General features: G+C 67.3%; 17 protein-coding genes and 3 rRNA genes. 4 read left to right on the forward strand and 16 right to left on the reverse strand.

The annotated features are described in order from the left end of the window. Position 1: 1 nt before the first annotated feature. Genes KV394_RS16105 through KV394_RS16140 form a run of 8 tightly spaced genes read right to left on the reverse strand, consistent with a single transcriptional unit; the run spans position 2 to position 7,980 of the window. On the reverse strand, positions 2 to 598 hold the full coding sequence (locus KV394_RS16105; RefSeq protein WP_136035357.1) for an NUDIX domain-containing protein: 597 nt from the start codon (positions 596 to 598) through the stop codon (positions 2 to 4). After that, positions 591 to 2,285 (reverse strand): CTP synthase, encoded by a 1,695-nt coding sequence (locus KV394_RS16110; RefSeq protein ID WP_247981892.1) that lies wholly within the window; start codon positions 2,283 to 2,285, stop codon positions 591 to 593. The genes KV394_RS16105 and KV394_RS16110 overlap by 8 nt, the downstream gene beginning before the upstream one ends. A gap of 26 nt (positions 2,286 to 2,311) precedes the next feature. Continuing rightward, entirely contained in the window at positions 2,312 to 3,994 is a 1,683-nt protein-coding gene (gene recN, locus KV394_RS16115; protein WP_247638893.1) for a DNA repair protein RecN, read from the reverse strand. Further along, complete coding sequence (locus tag KV394_RS16120) at positions 3,991 to 4,911, reverse strand: NAD kinase (protein ID WP_136031201.1); 921 nt, start codon at positions 4,909 to 4,911, stop codon at positions 3,991 to 3,993. Before KV394_RS16120 ends, recN begins: the two co-directional genes overlap by 4 nt. Continuing rightward, positions 4,908 to 5,705 carry a TlyA family RNA methyltransferase gene (locus KV394_RS16125; RefSeq protein WP_247981893.1) on the reverse strand — a complete coding sequence of 266 codons (798 nt, stop codon included), beginning with the start codon at positions 5,703 to 5,705 and terminating at the stop codon, positions 4,908 to 4,910. Before KV394_RS16125 ends, KV394_RS16120 begins: the two co-directional genes overlap by 4 nt. Further along, entirely contained in the window at positions 5,702 to 5,878 is a 177-nt protein-coding gene (locus KV394_RS16130) for a hypothetical protein (protein WP_168387201.1), read from the reverse strand. The genes KV394_RS16125 and KV394_RS16130 overlap by 4 nt, the downstream gene beginning before the upstream one ends. A 51-nt stretch (positions 5,879 to 5,929) precedes the next feature. Then, positions 5,930 to 6,970: an HAD-IIA family hydrolase gene (locus KV394_RS16135; protein ID WP_247981894.1), complete on the reverse strand. Its 1,041-nt coding sequence runs from the start codon at positions 6,968 to 6,970 to the stop codon at positions 5,930 to 5,932. Beyond that, positions 6,970 to 7,980: a tetratricopeptide repeat protein gene (locus KV394_RS16140; RefSeq protein WP_247982876.1), complete on the reverse strand. Its 1,011-nt coding sequence runs from the start codon at positions 7,978 to 7,980 to the stop codon at positions 6,970 to 6,972. The genes KV394_RS16135 and KV394_RS16140 overlap by 1 nt, the downstream gene beginning before the upstream one ends. Positions 7,981 to 7,986: 6 nt before the next feature. Here KV394_RS16140 and KV394_RS16145 point away from each other — a divergent pair, with 6 nt between their 5' ends. After that, a complete protein-coding gene (locus tag KV394_RS16145) occupies positions 7,987 to 8,844 on the forward strand; it encodes a hypothetical protein (protein ID WP_247982882.1) in 858 nt (285 codons plus the stop codon). 9 nt (positions 8,845 to 8,853) lie between these two features. Here the strand turns inward: KV394_RS16145 and rrf are convergent. From rrf to KV394_RS16160, 3 genes are all read right to left on the reverse strand, one after another. Beyond that, positions 8,854 to 8,970 (reverse strand): 5S ribosomal RNA (gene rrf / locus KV394_RS16150). A 111-nt stretch (positions 8,971 to 9,081) separates the two neighbouring features. After that, a 23S ribosomal RNA gene (locus KV394_RS16155) occupies positions 9,082 to 12,183 on the reverse strand. Positions 12,184 to 12,604: 421 nt separating this feature from the next. Next, a 16S ribosomal RNA gene (locus KV394_RS16160) occupies positions 12,605 to 14,129 on the reverse strand. The 16S, 23S and 5S rRNA genes sit together here, the layout of an rRNA operon. Before the next feature lie 594 nt (positions 14,130 to 14,723). Between KV394_RS16160 and KV394_RS16165 the strand changes: the two genes are divergently transcribed. Beyond that, positions 14,724 to 16,079, forward strand: a complete 1,356-nt coding sequence (locus KV394_RS16165) for a CoA transferase (protein ID WP_247981895.1) — start codon at positions 14,724 to 14,726, stop codon at positions 16,077 to 16,079. 40 nt (positions 16,080 to 16,119) lie between these two features. Here the strand turns inward: KV394_RS16165 and KV394_RS16170 are convergent, their stop codons facing one another. From KV394_RS16170 to KV394_RS16180, 3 genes are read right to left on the reverse strand one after another with little or no spacing between them, the layout of a single operon-like run. Then, complete coding sequence (locus KV394_RS16170; protein WP_136044741.1) at positions 16,120 to 16,920, reverse strand: DUF4184 family protein; 801 nt, start codon at positions 16,918 to 16,920, stop codon at positions 16,120 to 16,122. Positions 16,921 to 16,932: 12 nt separating this feature from the next. Beyond that, a complete protein-coding gene (gene tyrS / locus KV394_RS16175) occupies positions 16,933 to 18,234 on the reverse strand; it encodes a tyrosine--tRNA ligase (protein ID WP_205812629.1) in 1,302 nt (433 codons plus the stop codon). 38 nt (positions 18,235 to 18,272) lie between these two features. Next, the gene (locus KV394_RS16180; protein WP_247981896.1) at positions 18,273 to 19,226 is read right to left on the reverse strand and encodes an aldo/keto reductase; all 954 of its coding nucleotides are present in this window, start codon (positions 19,224 to 19,226) and stop codon (positions 18,273 to 18,275) included. A gap of 53 nt (positions 19,227 to 19,279) precedes the next feature. Here KV394_RS16180 and KV394_RS16185 point away from each other — a divergent pair, with 53 nt between their 5' ends. Further along, positions 19,280 to 19,642, forward strand: coding sequence for a MerR family transcriptional regulator (locus KV394_RS16185; protein WP_136044743.1), 363 nt, complete (start codon positions 19,280 to 19,282; stop codon positions 19,640 to 19,642). A 1-nt stretch (position 19,643) separates the two neighbouring features. Here KV394_RS16185 and KV394_RS16190 read toward each other — a convergent pair whose 3' ends face one another. Both KV394_RS16190 and KV394_RS16195 read right to left on the reverse strand, forming a co-directional pair. Next, the gene (locus KV394_RS16190; RefSeq protein ID WP_136044744.1) at positions 19,644 to 20,447 is read right to left on the reverse strand and encodes a hypothetical protein; all 804 of its coding nucleotides are present in this window, start codon (positions 20,445 to 20,447) and stop codon (positions 19,644 to 19,646) included. Next, complete coding sequence (locus KV394_RS16195; protein WP_136034247.1) at positions 20,444 to 21,088, reverse strand: SatD family protein; 645 nt, start codon at positions 21,086 to 21,088, stop codon at positions 20,444 to 20,446. The genes KV394_RS16190 and KV394_RS16195 overlap by 4 nt, the downstream gene beginning before the upstream one ends. A 68-nt stretch (positions 21,089 to 21,156) precedes the next feature. Between KV394_RS16195 and KV394_RS16200 the strand changes: the two genes are divergently transcribed. Further along, positions 21,157 to 21,735: a DUF1349 domain-containing protein gene (locus KV394_RS16200; protein WP_247981897.1), complete on the forward strand. Its 579-nt coding sequence runs from the start codon at positions 21,157 to 21,159 to the stop codon at positions 21,733 to 21,735. Positions 21,736 to 21,762 lie beyond the last annotated feature (27 nt).

Below are 21,762 nucleotides of genomic sequence, written 5' to 3' on the forward strand. Positions count from 1 at the left end.
GTCAGCCCCGGTCGCGGAGCCTCTGCGCGGCCGCGAGCACACCGATCGCGAGGATGCCGTTACGCATGCGACCGTCGAGCACCGCGGCCACCGCGTCGTCGAGGGGCACCCAGGCGAGCCGGATGTCGGCCTCCTCGTCCTCCCGGGAGTGCGCGGCGTCGGCGGCCGTGATGCCCGTGGCGAGGAACAGCTGGATCAGCTCGTCGTTCCCGCCCGGCGTGGTCCACGACGACACCAGGGGCTCCCAGTGCGCCGCGACCAGGTCGGCCTCCTCCGCGAGCTCGCGCTGCGCGGCCGCGGCAGGGTCCTCCCCCGGCACGTCGAGCAGACCGGCGGGCAGCTCCCAATCGCGGTGCCGGATCGGGTGCCGGTACTGCTGGATCAGCAGCACCCGGCCCTCGTCGTCCAGCGCGACGATGGCCACCGCGCCGGGATGGGCGACGTACTGGCGCACGATCTCACCGTCGCCGTAGCGCACACGGTCGGAGCGCACGTCCCACACCCGCCCCTCGTACACGAGCTCGGAGGACAGGACCTCGGGGTCGAGCGGCTCGTCGCGCAGCGGACCGCCGTCGGGCAGGGCGCCGATGTCACTCATCGGCGCTGACGTCGAACAGCTCGCTCGCGCGGTGCCGCTCGATCGCCGCACCCACCAGTCCGCGGAACAGCGGGTGCGGGTCGGTCGGGCGCGACCGCAGCTCGGGGTGGGCCTGCGTGGCGATGTAGTACGGGTGCACGTCGCGCGGCAGCTCCACGTACTCGACCAGGTCCAGCTCGGGGTTCAGGCCGGAGAACACCAGCCCGGCCTCGGACAGCCGGTCGCGGTACGCGTTGTTGACCTCGTAGCGGTGGCGGTGCCGCTCCGACGCCTCCGCGGTGCCGTACAGCTCCCGCGCCAGCGAGCCCTCCGCGAGGGCGGCCTGGTAGAGCCCCAGCCGCATGGTGCCGCCCAGGTCGCCGCCGTCGAGGATCTCGACCTGCTCGGCCATGGTCGCGATCACGGGCTCCTTCGTCTCCGGGTCGAACTCGCTCGACGATGCGCCCTCGATGCCGGCCACATCGCGGGCGAACTCGATCACCATGCACTGCAGGCCGAGGCACAGGCCGAGCGTGGGGATGCCCTGCTCGCGCGCGAACTTCAGCGCGCCGAGCTTGCCCTCGATGCCGCGGATGCCGAAGCCGCCCGGCACGCAGATGCCGTCGAGCTCGGCGAGCTGCTCCTGGGCGCCCTCCGGGGTCTCGCACAGGTCGGAGGGGATCCAGCGGATGTGCACCTTGGTCTCCTGCGCGAAACCGCCGGCCTTGAGGGCCTCGGTCACCGAGAGGTACGCGTCGGGGAGGTCGATGTACTTGCCGACGAGGCCGATCGTGACCTCGTGCTTCGGGTTGTGCACCGCGTGCAGCACCTTGTTCCACCGCGTCCAGTCGACGTCGTCCGCCTTCTGGTCCAGACCGAGGCGCCGCACGATGTACGAGTCGAGCTCCTGCTCGTTCAGCGTGGAGGGGATGTCGTAGATGCTCGGGAGGTCGACCGTGTTGATGACGCCCTCGACGTCCACGTCGCACATCAGGGCGATCTTGTTGCGGTTGCTCGCGCTCACGGGACGGTCGCTGCGCAGCACCAGCGCGTCGGGCTGGATGCCCACCTGACGGAGAGCTGCGACGGAGTGCTGCGTCGGCTTGGTCTTCTGCTCACCGGAGGCGCCCATGAACGGCACGAGCGACACGTGCACGAAGAACACGTTGTCGCGGCCGAGCTCATGACGCAGCTGACGCGCGGCCTCCAGGAACGGCTGCGACTCGATGTCGCCCACCGTGCCGCCGACCTCGGTGATGATGACGTCGGGGCGCGGGTCCTCGGTCGCCTGCAGGCGCATGCGGCGCTTGATCTCGTCGGTGATGTGCGGGATGACCTGCACGGTGTCGCCGAGGTATTCACCGCGACGCTCGCGCGCGATGACCTGCGAGTAGATCTGGCCGGTGGTCACGTTGGCCGCCTGCGACAGGTTGATGTCGAGGAAGCGCTCGTAGTGGCCGATGTCGAGATCGGTCTCCGCGCCGTCGTCGGTGACGAACACCTCGCCGTGCTGGAACGGGTTCATGGTGCCCGGATCCACGTTCAGATACGGGTCGAGCTTCTGCATGACCACGCGGAGTCCGCGGGCGGTGAGCAGGTTGCCCAGGCTGGCCGCGGTGAGGCCCTTGCCCAAAGACGAAACGACACCACCAGTCACGAAGATGTGCTTGGTCGTGTCGTTCTTGGGCCCCGCAGAAGAAGAGTTCATCACGGGCTTCTATCCTAACAGTTCCCTCAGACGCCGAGGCTGAGAAGTTCGCGGGCATGGGTGAGCGCGGCGTCGGAATCGGCGAGGCCGGACAGCAGCCGCGCCATCTCGGCCTCCCGCTCCTCCCCCTCCAGACGCCGCACGCTCGAGGCGGTGACGGCCCCGTCGTTGGACTTGACGACCGTGAGGTGGTTGTTCGCGAACGCGGCGACCTGCGCCAGATGCGTCACCGCGATCACCTGCGACTTCTCCGCCAGCCGGGCGAGTCGCCGGCCGACCTCGATGGCCGCGGCCCCGCCGATGCCGGCGTCGACCTCGTCGAACACGAACGTGGGCACCGGGTCGGTCGCCGCGATGACGACCTCGATCGCGAGCATCACGCGCGACAGCTCGCCGCCCGAGGCACCCTTGGCCACCGACCGCGGTTCGGCTCCGGGGTGCGGGGCCAGCAGGATCGCCACGTCGTCGCGCCCGTGCGTGCTCTCGGCGCCGGGGGTGACCGAGACCTCCAGGCGGGCATCGGGCATCGCGAGCGCGTGGAGCTCCGCGGTGACGGCGTCGCCCAGGCGGACGGCGGCCTCCGTGCGGACGGCGGTCAGGGCGTCCGCCGCGGCGTCGAGCGCGGTACGCGCCTCCTCCCGCTCGGCGGTGAGACGCTGCAGTCGCTCGCCGTCGTCGTCGAGCTCCGCGAGGCGCGTCGAGCCCGTCTGCCACAGTCGGATGGCGTCGTCGAGGGACCCGTGCGCACGGATCAGCACGCCCAGTGCCGCCCGCCGCTCCTCGACCGCGGCGAGTTCGTGCGGGCCCGACTCGTCGAGGTCGGCGAGGAAGCCGGACAGCTGCCCGGCGGCGTCGGCGATACGGTAGCCGATGTCGGCGAGCGTCTCGGCGACCTCCGCGAGCGTCGCATCCGAGACCCGTTCGAGCGCCCGCCGCGCCTCCGCGACCAGTGCCGACGCATCCGGCTCGCCCTCCTCGTTCGAGAGCGCCCCGTGCGCGAGCGAGGCGGCCAGTCGCAGCTCCTCGGCGTTCGCGAGCCGTTCGGCGCGGGCCGCGAGTTCGGCATCTTCACCCGCCTCGGGTGCGGTCGCCTCGATCAGCGCGAGGTCTTCCCGCAGTCGCGCGGCTTCCTCCGCCCGGCGGTCGCGGTTGCCCGTGATCTCGGCGATCTCCGCGTCGAGGCCGCGCCAGCGCTCGAAGGCCGTGCCGTAGTGCTCCAGCGCCCGGGCGATCGCGTCACCGCCGAAGCGGTCGAGGGCGTCGCGCTGCGCAGCGGCGGACCGCAGCCGCAACTGCTCGGACTGGCCGTGCACGACCACCAGCTCGTCGGCGAGGGCGGACAGCACGCCGGCCGGAGCGGCGCGACCCCCCACGCTCGCCCTGCTTCGGCCCTCGGCGTTGAGGGTGCGCGACACGTACAGTTCGGCGCTGCCGCCACCGACCGGTTCGAGTTCGCCCCCGGCGTCGGCGACGATGTCTGCCACGTCCCCTGTCTCGGGCACGACCCAGACTCCCGCCACCGAGGCCTGGCCGGCTCCGGCGCGCACGGCGCCCGAGTCGGCGCGCTGTCCGAGCAGCAGCCCGAGCCCCGTGACGACCATCGTCTTGCCCGCACCGGTCTCGCCGGTGATGGCGGTGAACCCCGGTCCGAGCGGGAGCACGGCGTCGGCGATCACACCGAGGCCCCGCAGGCGCATCTCCTCGATCACGGCTGGTTCCTCCGGTCCTGTCCGCGCCACCCTTCGACCGGCAGCTGGAACTTGCGCACCAGCCGGTTCGTGAACGCGGTCGGGTGCAGGCGCGCGAGGCGCACCGGCCGCGAGGACCGTCGCACCACCACACGCGCTCCGGGCGGGAGCTCGTGCGAGCGTCGGCCGTCGCACCAGAGGATGCCGGAGCCGTCCGTGCGCTCGAGCATCTCGATCGCGACCGCCGCGTCGGGGCTCACCACGAGCGGCTTCGCGAACAGCGCGTGGGCGGAGAGCGGCACCACGGCGATGGCCTCCACGGTCGGCCAGATCACGGGCCCGCCGGCGGAGAAGTTGTAGGCGGTGGATCCCGTCGGGGTGGACACGACCATGCCGTCGCAGCCGAAGCTCGACAGCGGGCGGCCGTCGATCTCCAGCACGACCTCGATCATGCGCTCCCTGCTGGCCTTCTCGACCGTCGCCTCGTTCAGGGCCCAGGTCTCGTAGACGACGTCGCCGGCGGCGTCCTTCACCCGCACCGAGAGCGCCAGGCGCTCCTCCACGTCGTAGTCGCGGGCGATCACACGGCGCACCGCGTCGTCCATGTCGTCGGGGTCGATCTCGGCGAGGAAGCCGACGTGGCCCATGTTGATGCCGAGCACGGGGGCACCGCTGTCGCGCACGAGCTCCGCGGCGCGCAGGATCGTGCCGTCACCGCCGAGGACGATGGCCAGCTCGAGCGCGGTCGGGTCGGCGGAGACGCCCAGGACGTCGACGTCGGCGAAGAACGGGTCGACGGCGGAGAGCGCATCGTGGTCGTCGGGCGCGAGGACCGGGCGGGCACCCGCTCCCCGCAGGGCATCGGTCACGCGACGGGCCGCTTCCACCGTCTCGACGCGGCCGGCGTGCGCGACCACCAGGATCCAGCGCTCGTTCATCGTCCCCCTGCCAGCCGGTTGATGGTGTCCATCCATTCTGTCGGATTGCTACCGCGTCCCGGCGCGAGGTGCACGAGGTACTCCGCGTTTCCGTGCGTGCCGAGGATCGGGGAGGGAAGGATGCCGAGCATCCCGAACCCCGCGTCCCACGCGCTCCAGACGACGCGGGCCACGGCGTCGGCGCGGGTGGCCGGATCGGTGACCAGTCCCCCGCGCACCGCGGTGCGCCCGACCTCGAACTGCGGCTTCACGAGCAGCAGCACGTCGGCGCCCGGCGCGGCGACGGCGGCGATCGCCGGGAGGACGAGTTCGAGCGAGATGAACGACAGGTCGCCGACGACCAGGTCGGGCGGCGCGGGCTCGCCCGTCGCGTCCGCGAGGCTCTGCGGTGTCATGTGCCGCACGTTGAAGCCCTCGACCGACACGACCCCGTCGTCCGCGGCGATGACGGGAGCCAGCTGTCCGTGTCCGACGTCGACCGCGAGCACCCGCCGCGCACCGCGCTCGCGCAGCACCTGGGTGAATCCGCCGGTCGAGGCGCCCATGTCGAGCGCGAGCCGGTCGGCGACCGCGACGCCGAAGCCGTCGAGGGCGGCGACGAGCTTGTGCGCGGCGCGCCCGACGTAGTGGTCGGCGCCGGCCACGGTGAGCTCACTGTCGTCCTGGACCGGCGTGGACGCCTTGACGACGGGGCGACCGTCGACGCTCACGAGGCCCTCCGCAATGAGGGTGGCGGCATGGCTGCGCGACCGGGCGAGTCCCCGCGAGGCGAGGGCGGCGTCGAGTCGCGTCATCGTGTTCCCGGGGTCTCCCGCTGGTCGAGCCGTGATCCGCTCTCCAGCCGCCGCGAGAGCTCGTCGTGCAGCGCGGAGTAAGCGTCGGCGCGAGCCGGAAGCGGCTGCCCTTCGATCAGGCGCAGGCGGCTCCACAGGCCGTCCGTCGGCGCACCGGTCGTCTCATCGCTCACGGGTTCCACTGTACGCGGCTCCTCGGACAGCCGACGGAGCCACGCGTGTGGTCAGGGGCGGTGGAACGGGTCGTCGTACAGCCGCTCGGGCACGCGCAGCACGAACACCGGAGTGCCCGAGGCCCAGATCGCGGCAGCTCCGGCCCGCAGCAGGTCGAGCTGGTTCCCGGACTCCGCGACGATCTCCACGTCCGCGCCGTGCACCCGCACCGCCGCGCCGCCGACGTCGTACACGCCGTCCGTCACCGTCGGGACAGGGTACGGCTCGTGCAGCCCGCGGAGGTCGCCGAGGATGTAGGTCGGGCGCGACCCCTCGGGCGCCGCGAGCACGTGCTTGGGGCGGTCGATCCCGGTCAGCACGAGGGCGGAGTCGATGCCGGCTCGGCTCGCTCCCATGATGTCGGTGTCGAGGCGGTCGCCGATGAACAGCGCCGTGGACGCGCCGAAGCGGTCCAGGGCCTCCTGGAAGATGGGGGTCTCCGGCTTTCCCGCCACCGTGGCCAGCCGCCCGACGGCGGTGTGCACCGCGGACACGAGGGTGCCGTTGCCGGGGGCGACGCCGCGTTCGCGCGGGATCGTCCAGTCGGTGTTGGTGGCGATCCAGGGGATGCCGCCCTCCTCCTCGGGGACCTTGAGCGCGAAGGCCGCTTCGGCGAGGTCGGTCCACGCGACCTCGGGGGCGAAGCCCTGCACGACCGCTTGTGGGTCGGCGTCAGCGCTGCGGGTCACCGTGTACCCGGCCTTCTGCACCTCATCGACGAGACCGTCGCCTCCGACGACGAGGATCGTCGCGGGAGGGGGAACGATCCCCGAGAGCAGTCGCATGGCCGCCTGCGGGCTCGTGACCACGTCGTGCGGCGCGACCGTGAGGCCCAGGCTCGTGAGGTGCGCCGCGACGGATGCGTCGGTCCGCGCCGCGTTGTTGGTGATGTACCCCAGACGCGCCGTGGCGGCTGCGGCGTTGAGGCTCTCCACGGCGTGCGGCAGGGCCCCGGGCCCGGCATACACGACTCCGTCGAGGTCGGCGAGGATCGTGTCGACGCCGTCCAGCGGAGTGCGGGGCGTCTGACGCCTGCGCGTGAAGAGCGCCATCACGCCTCCGGCTTCGAGGAACCGGGCTCGTCGTCTTCGCCGACCTCGTCGACGTCTTCGCCGAGGAGCTCGCGAACCTCATCCTCGATCGTGGGCTCGGCCTCGATCGTGGGCTCGGCCTCGCCGTCCTCACCGAAGAGCTCGGTCCCGGCACCATCGCTGTCGCCGTCGCGTCCAGAGGCAGCATCGTCGTCGCTGTCCAGGTCTCGGCCCGCCTCGACGTCGAGGTCCGCGTCGCGATCCACGCCACCATCAGCATCCGCGCCACCGTCCACGGCGTCACCATCAGCATCCACGCCACCATCAGCATCCACGCCACCGTCCACGGCGTCACCGTCGAGGCGGGCGGCATCGTCGCGGGTGCCGTCACCGCCAACGGCGTCACCGCCGCCAACGGGGTCACCGTCAGACGAAGCAGTGCTGTCACCGTGATCGTCCAGGAACTCGTCGTCGATGAGGCCGTCTTCGACGTAGATCTCCTCGTCGCCGGCTTCGTCGACGCCGAGCGCCTCCGCCGCGACGTCGGCGCGGTGGGCCCAGAATTCTGCCTCGTCGGTGCGTCCGAGGTCTTCCAGGACGGCTGCCCGCGCGGAGAACAGTGCCGGGCTCCACTCGAACGCACGATCGGGATCGAGCTCGGGAATCTCGAGCTCACCGAGAGCCAGCTCCAGGTCGCCCTGGTCGAGCCTCGCGCCCGACATCGCGATCGCAAGAGCCACCCGCACCGCGGTGTCGAGGGTGGAGCGGTCCACGGCACGACCGGTCTCGAGCGCTCGGTCAGGACGGCCGATTCCGCGCTCGCTGTCGACCATGAGCGCGATCTGGTCGTCCTTCCCGGAGATCCTGCGATAGGTGCGCAGCTCGCGAAGAGCCAGGGCGAAGTCACCTGTCGCATAGGCCGTGATGCCGAGCGTCTCGCGGACGATCGCAATGCGACCGGCCCGGCGCGACGCCGCCAGTGCATGCTCGTGCGCCAACGCGGGGTCTTCGTCGATCAGACGCGAGGCCATCGCCAGGTGTCGGGCGACGTGCTCCGCGTTCTCCTTGCTGAGCGTCTTCAGCTCGTTGCGCGCGGAGGAGTGCAGATCCCGGGCCGTGACCTCGTCCGGAACGGTCGGCTCGTCGAACCGGGCACGCTCGTTCGACGCGTTGGCCGGACGCTCACGCCCGGCACCGCCGCGCTGCGGGAACGACCGGGACCGGTCACTCCCCCGCTCACGCTCCGTCCGCCCTTCGCGACGCGGACCACCATCACGGCTGTAGCCCCCTTCGCGACGAGGAGCCGCGTCACGGCTGTACCCACCCTCGCGACGCTGACCGCCATCACGGCTGAAGCCACCCTCACGACGCTGACCACCGTCACGGCTGTAGCCACCCTCGCGACGCTGCCCACCATCACGGCTGAAGCCACCCTCACGACGCTGCCCACCATCACGGCTGAAGCCACCCTCACGACGCTGACCGCCATCACGGCTGTAGCCCCCTTCGCGACGCTGACCGCCATCACGGTTGAAGCCGCCCTCACGACGCTGACCGCCATCACGGTTGAAGCCGCCCTCACGACGCTGACCGCCATCACGGCTGTAGCCACCCTCACGACGCTGACCGCCGCCATCACGGCTGTACCCGCCCTCACGACGCTGCCCACCATCACGGTCAGGGCGAGCCTCACCTCGCGAACCGCGGGCATCAGAGCCAGATCGTGGGCGCGAGGCACCATCGCGATACACAGGGCGCCCACCGGAACGGTTGCCGCGCGGTCCTCCATCGTCACTGCGACGCGGACGGCGCTCTTCCTCTTCCGGCATGGTGCTCCCTATTCTCGTTGTTCGTCAAACGCAAAATGGCCACCCAACGATGGGTGGCCATTTTGACTAAAAGGAGTCCGGCGGTGTCCTACTCTCCCACAGGGTCCCCCCTGCAGTACCATCGGCGCTGTGAGGCTTAGCTTCCGGGTTCGGAATGTGACCGGGCGTTTCCCTCACGCTATGGCCGCCGAAACACTATTGATGTTTCAATCAAACCTAGGTTCACACGTGTGTGTGATCGAAGGTGGTTCTCGACCGTACATCGAGAACCACTCAGTGGACGCAAGCACCAACGAACGGTGTGTTATCAAGTCATCGGCTTATTAGTACCAGTCAGCTGCACACGTTACCGTGCTTCCACATCTGGCCTATCAACCCAGTAGTCTGGCTGGGAGCCTCTCACCCGAAGGTATGGAAGTCTCATCTTGAGGCCGGCTTCCCGCTTAGATGCTTTCAGCGGTTATCCATCCCGAACGTAGCTAATCAGCGGTGCTCCTGGCGGAACAACTGACACACCAGAGGTTCGTCCAACCCGGTCCTCTCGTACTAGGGTCAGATCCTCTCAAACTTCCTACGCGCGCAGCGGATAGGGACCGAACTGTCTCACGACGTTCTAAACCCAGCTCGCGTACCGCTTTAATGGGCGAACAGCCCAACCCTTGGGACCTACTCCAGCCCCAGGATGCGACGAGCCGACATCGAGGTGCCAAACCATGCCGTCGATATGGACTCTTGGGCAAGATCAGCCTGTTATCCCCGAGGTACCTTTTATCCGTTGAGCGACAGCGCTTCCACAAGCCACTGCCGGATCACTAGTCCCGACTTTCGTCCCTGCTCGACCTGTCAGTCTCACAGTCAAGCTCCCTTGTGCACTTACACTCGCCACCTGATTGCCAACCAGGTTGAGGGAACCTTTGGGCGCCTCCGTTACTTTTTGGGAGGCAACCGCCCCAGTTAAACTACCCACCAGGCACTGTCCCTGAACCGGATTACGGTTCGAAGTTAGATATCCAGAGTGACCAGAGTGGTATTTCAACAATGACTCCACGGTAACTGGCGTCACCGCTTCAAAGTCTCCCACCTATCCTACACAAGCCACACCGAACACCAATACCAAGCTGTAGTAAAGGTCACGGGGTCTTTCCGTCCTGCTGCGCGTAACGAGCATCTTTACTCGTAATGCAATTTCGCCGAGTTCGCGGTTGAGACAGTTGGGAAGTCGTTACGCCATTCGTGCAGGTCGGAACTTACCCGACAAGGAATTTCGCTACCTTAGGATGGTTATAGTTACCACCGCCGTTTACTGGGGCTTAAATTCTCAGCTTCGCCTTGCGGCTAACCGGTCCTCTTAACCTTCCAGCACCGGGCAGGCGTCAGTCCGTATACATCGTCTTGCGACTTGGCACGGACCTGTGTTTTTAGTAAACAGTCGCTACCCACTAGTCTCTGCGGCCTCCAAACGCTTTCGGAGCAAGTCCTAATACGTCGAAGGCCCCCCTTCTCCCGAAGTTACGGGGGCATTTTGCCGAGTTCCTTAACCACGATTCTCTCGATCTCCTTGGTATTCTCTACCTGACCACCTGAGTCGGTTTGGGGTACGGGCGGCTAGAACCTCGCGTCGATGCTTTTCTCGGCAGCATAGGATCATCCACTTTTTATCCGCATCGTGTCTCAGCCTCATGAGTCACGGATTTGCCTATGACTCGGCCTACGCACTTGCACCAGGACAACCATCGCCTGGCTTGGACTACCTTCCTGCGTCACACCTGTTAATACGCTAACCGCACCAGCATGGGGTCACGTGCTCCCCTCCACGGTGTCACCCGAAGGTGACGATGTGAAGGCTCGGACGTTTAGCACCACTGGATTAGCTTGGGCGGTTCTTCGCCGGTACGGGAATATCAACCCGTTGTCCATCGACTACGCCTGTCGGCCTCGCCTTAGGTCCCGACTTACCCAGGGAAGATTAGCTTGACCCTGGAACCCTTGGTCTTTCGGAGGACGTGTTTCTCACACGTCATTCGCTACTCATGCCTGCATTCTCACTCGTGTAGCCTCCACGGCTGGTTTCCACCGCCGCTTCGCTGGCCACACGACGCTCTCCTACCCATCAACACGGCTGGACCACGAAGGCCTACCAATAATGTCAATGCCACAACTTCGGTGGCGTGCTTGAGCCCCGTTACATTGTCGGCGCGGAATCACTTGACCAGTGAGCTATTACGCACTCTTTCAAGGGTGGCTGCTTCTAAGCCAACCTCCTGGTTGTCAGAGCAACTCCACATCCTTTCCCACTTAGCACGCGCTTTGGGACCTTAGTTGGTGGTCTGGGTTGTTTCCCTCTCGACTATGAAGCTTATCCCCCACAGTCTCACTGCTGCGCTCTCACTTACCGGCATTCGGAGTTTGGCTGACGTCAGTAACCTTGTAGGGCCCATCGGCCATCCAGTAGCTCTACCTCCGGCAAGAAACACGCAACGCTGCACCTAAATGCATTTCGGAGAGAACCAGCTATCACGAAGTTTGATTGGCCTTTCACCCCTATCCACAGCTCATCCCCTCAGTTTTCAACCTAAGTGGGTTCGGTCCTCCACGACGTCTTACCGTCGCTTCAACCTGGCCATGGATAGATCACTTCGCTTCGGGTCTAGGACATGCGACTGAATCGCCCTATTCAGACTCGCTTTCGCTACGGCTACCCCACACGGGTTAACCTCGCCACATATCGCTAACTCGCAGGCTCATTCTTCAAAAGGCACGCTGTCACACCTACCAGGGGTGCTCCAACGGTTTGTAAGCAAACGGTTTCAGGTACTATTTCACTCCCCTCCCGGGGTACTTTTCACCTTTCCCTCACGGTACTTGTCCGCTATCGGTCATCTGGGAGTATTTAGGCTTATCAGGTGGTCCTGACAGATTCACACGGGATTTCACGGGCCCCGTGCTACTTGGGATACTCTCCACGCCAGAACACGCATTTCGACTACGGGGTTGGCACCCTCTATGACCGGCCTTTCAAGACCGTTCGTCTATACGCTTCTGTAACGTCGCCAGTTCGGCAGAACTGACTGGTGAGTCCCACAACCCCGAATATGCAACTCCTGCCGGATATCACACACACTCGGTTTAGCCTGATCCGGTTTCGCTCGCCACTACTAACGGAATCGCGGTTGCTTTCTCTTCCTGTGGGTACTGAGATGTTTCACTTCCCCACGTTCCCTCTACCCGCCCTATATATTCAGGCGGGAGTCACTAGGTCGGCACGCCGCCCAGCGGGGTTTCCCCATTCGGACACCCTCGGATCAAAACTTGCTTATCAGTTCCCCGAGGCTTATCGCAGATTGCTACGTCCTTCTTCGGCTCCAGATGCCAAGGCATCCACCGTTTGCTCTTAAAGACTTGAAATCACATGAGTTCGAATCAAAAACTCGACCCCACCCGAAGGCGGGATCAGAAATTGACTAATGATCTTTAAGATCATCTTGCGCAACCAATCCGAAGATCAGTTGCAAGATGCTCGCGTCCACTGTGTAGTTCTCAAAGTACGGGCGGTACCCTTCACCGCTTCCCCACCGGGGAAACAACGAAAGGCCCAGAGTAACCAAATGCTTCCAACCCGAAGGTCAAAGCGCATCCGGTCCCTCAGGACCCAACAGCGTGCAGGTGCGACATCCGTCACCCTCCCCGTTCCAACCACCGAAGCGGCGTACTGAAGAAGAACAACATCCTTCGCACCATGTCAAATGTTCCACCCATGAGCTCCCAGCGAAGAACGTACGCCTTCGATCTGGGTTCTGGACACCCGAAAGTGTCAGATGCTCCTTAGAAAGGAGGTGATCCAGCCGCACCTTCCGGTACGGCTACCTTGTTACGACTTAGTCCTAATTACCGATCCCACCTTCGACGGCTCCCTCCACAAGGGTTAGGCCACCGGCTTCAGGTGTTACCGACTTTCATGACTTGACGGGCGGTGTGTACAAGACCCGGGAACGTATTCACCGCAGCGTTGCTGATCTGCGATTACTAGCGACTCCGACTTCATGAGGTCGAGTTGCAGACCTCAATCCGAACTGGGACCGGCTTTTTGGGATTCGCTCCACCTCACGGTATTGCAGCCCTTTGTACCGGCCATTGTAGCATGCGTGAAGCCCAAGACATAAGGGGCATGATGATTTGACGTCATCCCCACCTTCCTCCGAGTTGACCCCGGCAGTATCCCATGAGTTCCCACCATTACGTGCTGGCAACATAGAACGAGGGTTGCGCTCGTTGCGGGACTTAACCCAACATCTCACGACACGAGCTGACGACAACCATGCACCACCTGTTTACGAGTGTCCAAAGAGTTGACCATTTCTGGCCCGTTCTCGTATATGTCAAGCCTTGGTAAGGTTCTTCGCGTTGCATCGAATTAATCCGCATGCTCCGCCGCTTGTGCGGGTCCCCGTCAATTCCTTTGAGTTTTAGCCTTGCGGCCGTACTCCCCAGGCGGGGAACTTAATGCGTTAGCTGCGTCACGGAATCCGTGGAATGGACCCCACAACTAGTTCCCAACGTTTACGGGGTGGACTACCAGGGTATCTAAGCCTGTTTGCTCCCCACCCTTTCGCTCCTCAGCGTCAGTTACGGCCCAGAGATCTGCCTTCGCCATCGGTGTTCCTCCTGATATCTGCGCATTCCACCGCTACACCAGGAATTCCAATCTCCCCTACCGCACTCTAGTCTGCCCGTACCCACTGCAGGCCCGAGGTTGAGCCTCGGGATTTCACAGCAGACGCGACAAACCGCCTACGAGCTCTTTACGCCCAATAATTCCGGATAACGCTTGCGCCCTACGTATTACCGCGGCTGCTGGCACGTAGTTAGCCGGCGCTTTTTCTGCAGGTACCGTCACTTTCGCTTCTTCCCTGCTAAAAGAGGTTTACAACCCGAAGGCCGTCATCCCTCACGCGGCGTTGCTGCATCAGGCTTCCGCCCATTGTGCAATATTCCCCACTGCTGCCTCCCGTAGGAGTCTGGGCCGTGTCTCAGTCCCAGTGTGGCCGGTCACCCTCTCAGGCCGGCTACCCGTCGACGCCTTGGTGAGCCATTACCTCACCAACAAGCTGATAGGCCGCGAGCCCATCCCCAACCGAAAAATCTTTCCAAACGCAGACCATGCGGTCACGTCACATATCCAGTATTAGACGCCGTTTCCAGCGCTTATCCCAGAGTCAGGGGCAGGTTGCTCACGTGTTACTCACCCGTTCGCCACTGATCCCACAGAGCAAGCTCCGTGTTCACCGTTCGACTTGCATGTGTTAAGCACGCCGCCAGCGTTCATCCTGAGCCAGGATCAAACTCTCCGTAAAAAGAAATTGCATACAACCCGGGGAAAAACCAGGCCGCAGCGAGTTTGAAACTGACCAAAGAGATGACATCATTGCTGACTTCATCCGAATGCCAACCCCCCAAAAGGAGTTGGTCTTTGATCCAAAGGAATTCTCACCCAGCCGAAGCTGAACGAGGATAATTTGGCATTTGACAAGTGCACGCTGTTGAGTTCTCAAGGATCGGATGCTCCCACGACCCAGCCATCACAACCAGGCCCGCAGGGCAACTTCTCTATCTTAGCCATCCCGACTCGCTTGTCAAATCAGCGCGCCGGGCAGATCGAGGATCCGCTGCGCAGCTGAGACAGCCGCAGAAGGGGTGGATCTCCCATCCTAGACGCACGCGCCTGATCTCTCAAGAGAGAAGGAGTGGGAGGTGGTTCTCCGCTTGAGGGGGGTGAAGCTCTGGGCTTCTCCGCTTCCCTGTGGGGCGAACAAGTAATAAGTTACGTGGGTTCCGGGGTTCTGGCAAATCGGGGCACCACCCCCGGGCGTGTCGGCACCGCGACAGGACCACATCAGCCCGGATCAGCCGGGTTTTTCCGCTCGGAAGCCGCGGAGTAGCATCGCGCCATGGGCCCCCACCGTCCCTCCCCCCGTGCCGCCGCTCCCGCGAGGACCCGTCCGAGCGCCGCCCTGCTGCGCCGGGTCTGGACAGAGATCGGCGGAGAGCCCGCTGCCGTGCACGACGCGCTCGCAGACCTCCCCGGTCTAGGCGACGTCCCGCTCCCTGCCCGTACCGCCGCCGGGGAGCTCGCGCTGGGGAGCACGGCCGCCGCGACGCTGGCGGCGGGGCGCAGGGTCGCGGACCTGGATGTCGCCCGGGTCGCCGCCGCATACCGGAGCGACCGTCTCCTGACGGTCGACGGTGCTCCCCCGCCCATCTGGTCTCCCCTCTCGGGGTTCTGGGCCACCGCCGACGGGTGGATCCGCACCCACGGCAACTACCCCCATCACGCTCGCGGTCTCCGCTCCGCCCTGGGGCTCGCGCCCGACGCCGACCGCCCCGACGTCGCCGCAGCTCTCGCCGCGCTCCCCCGCGACGAGGCAGTGCAGCGGATCGTGCACCACGGAGGACTCGCGGTCTCCGTGCGGGCCGAGCAGCCGGAGCACGACGCCCGTCTCCGCACCATGCCTCTGATCGAGGTCGCCCGTGTCGGCGATGCCGCGCCCTCCGGTCGTCCGACGTCCGGGCCTCCGTCTCCCCTCACCGGAATCCGCGTGCTCGATCTCACGCGCGTGATCGCCGGTCCCGTCTGCACACGCACACTCGCCCTGCTCGGTGCCGACGTGCTGCGGATCGATCCCCCGGCCATCGCCGAGCTCCCCTGGCAGCACCTCGACACCGGTCACGGGAAGCGCAGCACGATCCTCGATGCCCGTGACCCGGCGATGTCCGCTCTGCTCGCCACCGCCGACGTGATCGTCCTGGGGTACCGTCCGGCGTCGCTCGCACGACTCGGCCTGTCTCCCGACACCCTCGTCGAGAGGTACCCCGGTCTCGTCGTGGCCGAGCTCAGCGCGTGGGGTGCCGACGCGCCGGAGCGCGCGGGCTTCGACAGCCTGGTGCAGGCGGAGAGCGGAATCGCGGTGATCGAGGGCGACGACGGCGTGCCCGGAGCGCTGCCCGCACAGGCGCTCGACCACAGCAGCGGCTACCTGCTCGCCGCGGCGGTGACCACGCTGCTCGGACGGCGTGCGCGCGAGGGCGGATCCTGGATCGCACGCACCTCGCTGCGCCGGGTCGCCGCCGAAATTCTCGGGATGCCGCGCCGCACGGACCCGGTCGCTGCGCCGGATCCGGACGCGGCCTCGCACGAGGCGAGGTTCGACGTCGACGGGGTGTCCCTCGTCACCGCGGCACCGGTCATCCCCGGCACGGCGTTCACGGCGCCGCACCCGTGGGGATCGGACGCACCGCGCTGGTGACGACCGCGCTGGTGACGACAGCCGCTGGTGCCGCGCGCGGTCAGCGCGACCGGACGGGGTCTCCTCGGCGCAGAGCCACCACGGCACACAGCACGAGAGTGAGCGCACCCCACACCGCGCACGCCGGAGGCAGCACGCGATACGCCAGGTGAGCGACGGTGAACTCCGCCGTGAGGGGACCGAGCACCGCGAGACCGATCACCCACGCCGCCGCCAGGATCACCGGCAGCGAGAGCCACCAGGTCACCCGCACCGGCGACGGCAGCCACCGGGTGACCGCGTCGCGAGGCACCGCACGCCGCAGCCGCAGCGCGGCCCACAGCCCGAGGCCGAGCAACGCCAGCACGCTCGAGCCGTGCTGCACCCATTTGTACCCGAGCAGCGGACCCCAGTGCTCATCCAGCATCGGGAACAGCGCGACGCCCCAGCGCCCCTCGTGCGTGAACGCGTCCCACGCGATGTGCGACAGCACGCCGAGCACGAGCGACACCGCGAGCAGCAGCGGATACCAGGGGCGACCGAGACCGACCCCCACCGCACGGCCCGCGGCCACGGCGCCGCGGTCGTCCCACTCGCGCGGCAGCCGACGCGCGACCCACAGCGGCACCAGCTCACCGACCGACGGCCGCAGCACCAGGCGCCAGAGCAGGAAGAGCACGAACGCCAGCAGCGCCGTCCAGATCACGTTGGCCACGGTGTGCGTGAACGAGTAGTCGAGACCCACGCCGCGCAGGAACAGCGGGAGATCCGGCGTCATCGCGCCGATCGCGATCGCCGCGGGCACGAGGGGCGTGCGCACGAACGGCAGCGCGACGATCGCGTGACTCGGCGTGAACGGCATCCGGAGGCCGCGTCAGCTCAGGAACACGCCGGCGAGGGTCTTCTTGCCTCGGCGCAGCACCGAGACGCCACCGGGGAGAGTGCCCTGCACGGTCGCCGTGTCGTCCGCCACCCGCTCGCCGTCGAGCGACACTCCGCCCTGTGCGATGGCCCGCCGCGCCTCCGACAGACTCGACACGAGCCCGGTCGCGACCAGCGCATCGACCACGGGCGTCCCGGGCGCGACGGTCGCATGCGGCAGCTCATCGAGCGCGGAACGCAGCGTCGCCGGGTCGAGCGCGGTCAGGTCGCCCTGTCCGAACAGTGCCTCCGACGCGGCGATCACGGCCGCCGTGGCCTCGATGCCGTGCACGGTCGCCACGACCTCGAGCGCCAGACGCTTCTGCGCGGCGCGTCGGAACGGCTCGGTCGCGACGAGCTCGGCGTACTCCTCGATCTCGGCCCTCGTCAGGAACGTGAACACCTTGAGCCGCTCGATCACATCGGCGTCGGCCGTCGACAGCCAGAACTGGTAGAACGCGTACGGGCTGGTGAGCTCCGCATCGATCCAGATCGCGTTGCCCTCGCTCTTGCCGAACTTGGTGCCGTCGCTGTTCGTGATCAGGGGCGTGCCGATCGCGTGCACGGACACACCCTCGACACGGTGGATCAGATCGGTGCCGCTGGTCAGGTTGCCCCACTGATCGGACCCGCCCGTCTGCAGACGGCAGTCGTACTGACGGTAGAGCTCCAGGAAGTCGAGACCCTGCAGGATCTGGTAGCTGAACTCGGTGTAGCTGATGCCCGCGTCCGAGTTGAGGCGCGCGGCGACCGCGTCCTTCTTCAGCATCGTGCCCACGCGGTAGTGCTTGCCGATCTCGCGCAGGAAGTCGATGGCGGACAGCGGCGCGGTCCAGTCGAGGTTGTTCACCATGCGGGCCGCGTTGTCGCCCTCGAAGCTGAGGTAGCGCTCCACCTGTCCCCGCAGCCGATCCACCCACTCGGCCACCGTCTCGCGTGTGTTGAGCGTGCGCTCCGCGGTCGGACGGGGATCGCCGATGAGCCCGGTCGAGCCGCCGACGAGACCCAGCGGCCGGTGCCCGGCGAGCTGGAGCCGACGCAGCAGGAGCAGCTGCACCAGGTGACCCAGGTGCAGGCTCGGCGCGGTCGGATCGAACCCGCAGTAATACGTGATGGGGTCTCCCGCGAGCAGGGCGCGCAGCGCCTCCTGGTCGGTGGACACGTGGACCAGGCCACGCCATACGATCTCGTCCCACACGTTCTCGAACGTGGGATCGATCGCCTGGGGTGCGGTCGTCAGGTCGGGAGTTGACACGCGCTCCAGGCTAGCAGCGCGCGGTGCGGCATCCCGCCTCACACCGCACCGTCGAGCTCGGCGATCTCCTCGGGCGCGAGGGCGAGCTCGGCCGCGTCCAGCGCGATGTCGAGCTGCGCGATCTTGCTCCCCCCGAGGATCGGCCGGATGCCGTGCGCGAGCAGCCATGCCAGCACGATCTGCCCGCGCTGGGCGTCGTGCGCGTGCGCGATCCGGTCGAGGACCGCGAGGCGCCGCGCGGTGCCGGGGTGGTCGTAGACCTCGGGGATCGCCTTCGCCGCGTTGTCGTACGCCCCGGACAGCAGGGGCGTGTACGCCCAGGTCTCCAGACCGTTCGCGGCGGCGTAGTCGCGCTGCTCGTCGCTCAGCACGCCGAACGGGTGCACCACCCCCGGCGGCAACGTGCCGGGGCGCACGCGCAGATAGGTCGCGTTGAGCTGGAGCGCATCGAGCGGCGCGCTGCCGATCGCCGCCGCGTGAGCGCGGGCCCGCTCGATGCGCCAGGCGGGATGATTGGACGCGCCGACGCGCCGGACCGTCCCGCTGCCGGTGAGCGACGCGAGGCCGTCGACCGTCCGCTCGATGGGGACGGCGCGATCCTCCTGGTGCAGCCAGAGCAGATCGATGGTGTCGACGCCCAGGCGCGACAGGCTGCCCTCGACAGCCTGCGCGATCGCCCGCGGCGACAGGCCCGTGCGGTGCGCGGGCCACGAGCCCGGCCACAGCGGTTCGGCACCGACCTTCGTCGACAGACGAATGCGCTCGCGGACACCGGGGCGAGCGGCGAGCCACCGACCGATCACCGCCTCGGACGCCCCGCCGTGCCCGGTGTCGCTGGCCCAGAAGCTGTAGCAGTCGGCGGTGTCGATCCAGCTGCCGCCGCGTTCGACGAAGCGGTCGAGCAGGGCGAAGGAGGTGTCCTCATCGATGAGGGTGCCGAAGGACATGGCACCGAGGACGATCGGGGATGCGCGATGCGGAGAAGCGGTCATGCAGGAAGCATGCAACCTGGAGCGCACTCCAGGTCAAGCCCTAGGATCACGGCATGACCACGACCTACACGCCGGCCGAGACCGCCGCCCGCTCCGGCTTCAGCATCGACACCCTGCGGTACTACGAACGCGAGGGCATCCTGCCCGCGGTGCCGCGCACGGCCGGAGGCCACCGGGTGTACACCGATGCGGAGCTCGGGCTGCTCGAGTTCCTCAAGTGCCTGCGCGAGACCGGGATGCCCGTGGAGCGTCTCCGGCGGTACGGGCAGCTGTGCCGCGACGACGACACCATCCCCGAGCGGATCGCCCTCCTGGAGGAACACGCCGAGACCGTGGAGCGGCAGCTCGCGGAGGTCCTCGCGCAGCAGCGCCGCCTCCAGGAGAAGCTGACCTGGTACCGGAGGCAGCTGGCCTGACTCAGGTGTGCGCGGCCCACCACACCAGGAACGCCGCACCGAGCCCGATGACCCAGCTGACGAGGCTGCCGACCAGGAAGTACTCGGCCCTGGCGCCGGTCTCTCCGTCGCGGGAGATCTCGGGGAACCGGACGATGCCCTTGGCCGCGAGCATGGCCGCCAGCACGGGATAGGCGGCCGCGAGGGTGAGGATCATCACCAGCACGCGCTCGAGCGGTCCGATGAGCCGCCCGCCCTTGAAGCCGTTGCGCGGATCGGTCGCCGGCAGCACCGCCTCCACCGGGGCATGCGCCGCACCCGCCGCAGCGGGTTCGGCGGTCTCGGGCGACGACGGCTCCGGGGCGACCGCGATCGGGGCGGGGTCGGCCGGCCGCCAGGTGTGCTCGCCGTCGAGGGCCGCCCGCACCACGAGGTTCGACGACTCCAGCAGGAAGACCCCGGCTCCGAGCGCGAGCACGGCGAGGTCGAACGACACCTCGCCGAAGGGCGACCGCAGCGTCCAGAGCTCGCCGATGAGCCCGGTCTCGTCGCGCGCACCCACCCACACGACCGCGCCGATGCTGAGGGCGGCCACGGCGACCGCGGGCCAGAAGCCGGCGCGGGAGGGTCGGCCGTCCGGCATGCTCCACACCCAGAGGGCACCTCCGGCGAGGCCCAGGACGGCCCAGAGGAGCGCCTCCCCTCCGATGCCGAGCAGCACGATGACCGCGGCGGCGACCACGTATCCGAGCCAGCGACGGGGCACGAACTGACGCACCAGATCGGCCGCGCCGATGGCGAGGAGCAGGAAGCCGGCGAGGATCATGCGCCCTCCCCTCGCAACGCCGCCAGTCCCTCGATGAGCGCCGCCGCCCCCGCACTGCGCAGGGACTTGGAGACGCTGGGCTGCGTGATGCTCTCCTGTGCCGCCAGCTCCTGCTGCGACCGGCCGATCAGCCGACCGTAGGTGAGGCGTCGCTCGCGCGCGGTCATGGCGCCGACGAGCTCGTCGCGGACGAGGACGTAGGCGTTGGCGGCGGCGATCACGGCGGGCATGACCTCATCCTGACCCGGGGCACCGACAATCCAGGTGCGCGTCCGCGGCACGGCGCGCTGTTCGCGGGCATGGACGGTCTCGATCGCGGCGCGCGCGGCATACCATCCCGGCCCGTCCGCGAGCTCACCGTGGATCGAATCGACGGCGCGCACCTCCCCCACGCCGATCCCGAAGCGGAAGGCGAGGTCGTCCGGCAGCCGCAGCTGGATCATCAGGAGCGAGGTGAGCGCATCGGTCAGCTCTCGATAGACGGCCTGCTGCTCGTCCCCTACCGTGGGCGTGAGCGGCTGCAGTGCGAGAGGTCGGTCGGACTCGACCTCGGCGATGGTGTCGTCGAGCGCCCGCTGGGCGGCACTGCGGTCGTCGAGCTCGCGGGAGCCCACGATGTCGGCGATCACGGCGATGACCATGGAATAACCGTAGCACGAATAAGCAGAGTTTATGCATGTTTTGGTTATAGATCGGAGATATGCCTGATATGAGCATCATGCCCTGGAGCGCAGGAACCTGGACCCACGCGCCCGCCGACGTCGCGGACAGCGGAGCGCACCTCGACGTGACCGCCGCCGAGGGCAGCGACGCCTGGCGGCACACCGCGTACGGCTTCGTGCACGACACCGAGCACGCACTCCTCGCTCCCCTGGCCGTCGGCGAGGCGATGGAGGTGTCGTTCCGCGCCCCCTGGGAAGGACAGTTCGACCAGGCCGGCCTCTTCGTGCGCGCCGACGACGAGCACTGGGTCAAGGCGGGCGTCGAACACGCCGACGGCCACCTCGGGCTCGGCGCCGTCGTCACCGCCGTGGTCTCCGACTGGTCGGTCGGACACGTCGACGACTGGCGGGACAGCGAGATCACCGTCCGCGTCAGCCGCTGGCGCGACGCGCTGATCGTCCGCGCCGCCGCCGACGGCGGACCCTGGCGTCTCGTGCGGGTCGCGCCCTTCGACGGCGAGGCCCCCGCCGCGGCCGGACCGTTCCTCGCCGCACCCACGCGCGCCGGGCTCACCGTCCGCTTCACACGCTGGGAGCGGACCACCGCAGACGCCGACCTGCACTAGCCGCGCGGGTCGAGACCGCCGAGACGG

This window comes from Microbacterium sufflavum (genome assembly GCF_023101165.1).
Taxonomy (GTDB): Bacteria; Actinomycetota; Actinomycetes; order Actinomycetales; family Microbacteriaceae; genus Microbacterium; species Microbacterium sufflavum.